Origin of the sequence: Bacillus sp. C30 (assembly GCF_040838255.1) — a bacterium.
Lineage (GTDB): Bacteria > Bacillota > Bacilli > Bacillales > Bacillaceae_G > Bacillus_A > Bacillus_A mycoides.
The window spans coordinates 1-1,743 of sequence record NZ_JBFPJH010000522.1; the positions used below are offsets into that span (position 1 = coordinate 1).

Genomic DNA, 1,743 nt, shown 5'->3' on the forward strand with positions numbered 1-1,743 from the left:
TTCATATTTAAATCGATTTTGAAGTTTTCTTACCAAAAATAAACACCTTAGTAAACACCATCATTATAACTACAATAGCAAGAAAATAAAGTGGCATCACCATTAAAGAGCCCGTATGAAGCTGGCTCATACCCCAAATTGTCACCGTCACTATTATATAGTACCCTAGGCTAAATATTGCACCTGCTGTACCAATGACATCTTGAAAATTTACTAATGCTAAGCTAAGACAATTCGGTAACGCTACCCCAATTCCTAATAGCAATATAAACATCGCTACTAAAAATCCAATCATATATATTACGTTTGGATTTGATCCAACAAACGTAATAACAGATAAAATGACTGCTCCGACTGTCATTACAATACAACCTATATATATGATTTTCTCCGGTTTATAAATAGGCAGTAACCGTTTTGAAACTTTCGCTCCAATAATAGAAGCGGAAGCAACAACAATTCCTAGAAATCCGTACATACTAGGCGATAACTGAAAGTATTCAATAAAGATAAACGGCGCTTCTGCATAGTAGCTAAATAAAACACCATTTGCTCCTCCAATTAATAATCCATACGTTACTACTTTCGGATTTGTAATCAACCTTTTCGCTACGGAAAACACATTTATTTTATCCGTTACTGATTCCGTTTTTGTTTCCGGAAGAGAAACAAACGTATATAACAAAATCCCAACACTCATAACAACTAAACTTAAAAATACTATTTTAAATCCAAACATTTGATCAAGAAAGCCCCCAATTAGTGGACCTATCGCTGGTGTAAAAGCAATGACTGCCGAAATTTGAGCAAACATAACATGACGTTTATGCCCCTCTACACTTTCACGAAGAATCGTTTGTGTCACAACTGAACCAGCACTTGCTCCAAATGCTTGAATAAAACGACTAAACAATAAAAATTCAATAGAATTTGCAATATAGCATAAGAAACTTCCAGCGCCATATACTACAATTCCAAATAACATTGCTGGGCGACGACCAATTATATCTGATAACCATCCAATAAAAAATACACCTAAAGCAAATCCAGCAAAATAAACACTAAGCGTTAACTGTACCTCATTATTACTTACGTGCAACGCCTTTGAAATATCCGGTAAAGACGGTGTGTAAATTGTTTCACTAATTTGTGGAAATGCCACAAGAATAATCATTAACCAAAGTGATGGTACTGAGACTTTTTTCACTTTTAATACCCTCCTATAACTTTGAAAATCTCAGAAATGAATAGACTTTCCTTAGCTATGGAACAGGAGGGGCCATTATAGAAATTCGATCATAAAACAACAAAGAAAACACCTCAATTACGTATGTTAATACTTATAGGAGGGTAATATTAACATTGATTTTAAAATATACTTTTTCAATTATATTACATATTGCGTTTCTTTTTCTAGTATTGAGCTTTGGAGGATTTGTTAGAAGGATAACTTGATACTATCACTATTTTATGGAATAATTAGGAATAGTTTGAATTGATAGATCGAATTATTGCACGATAGACTAGCATATTTGTAATGTCGTAAAGCTTACAAACAGGAGGACTTTTGTAATGATTGAAATTTTAAGGACAGTAATAAATTTCCTAATTGCTCTATTCTCAGGAGAATTACCACTTGTATATTATGTATGGATTATTACCCTATTCCTAATTCAAATAATCCAATCTACTCTAAACTATAAACTCTTTAACAAGAAAGATAATTTCAGCACATATATATCG

General features: G+C 32.8%; 1 protein-coding gene and 1 pseudogene. One reads left to right on the top strand and one right to left on the bottom strand.

What is annotated here, in order from left to right:
- Nucleotides 1–7: 7 nt before the first annotated feature.
- Nucleotides 8–1,207, bottom strand: a complete 1,200-nt coding sequence (locus tag AB3X49_RS22460) for a multidrug effflux MFS transporter (protein ID WP_367964835.1) — start codon at nucleotides 1,205–1,207, stop codon at nucleotides 8–10.
- A gap of 365 nt (nucleotides 1,208–1,572) precedes the next feature.
- Here AB3X49_RS22460 and AB3X49_RS23270 point away from each other — a divergent pair.
- Nucleotides 1,573–1,743, top strand: a pseudogene (locus tag AB3X49_RS23270) (DUF5823 family protein); the annotation flags it as partial.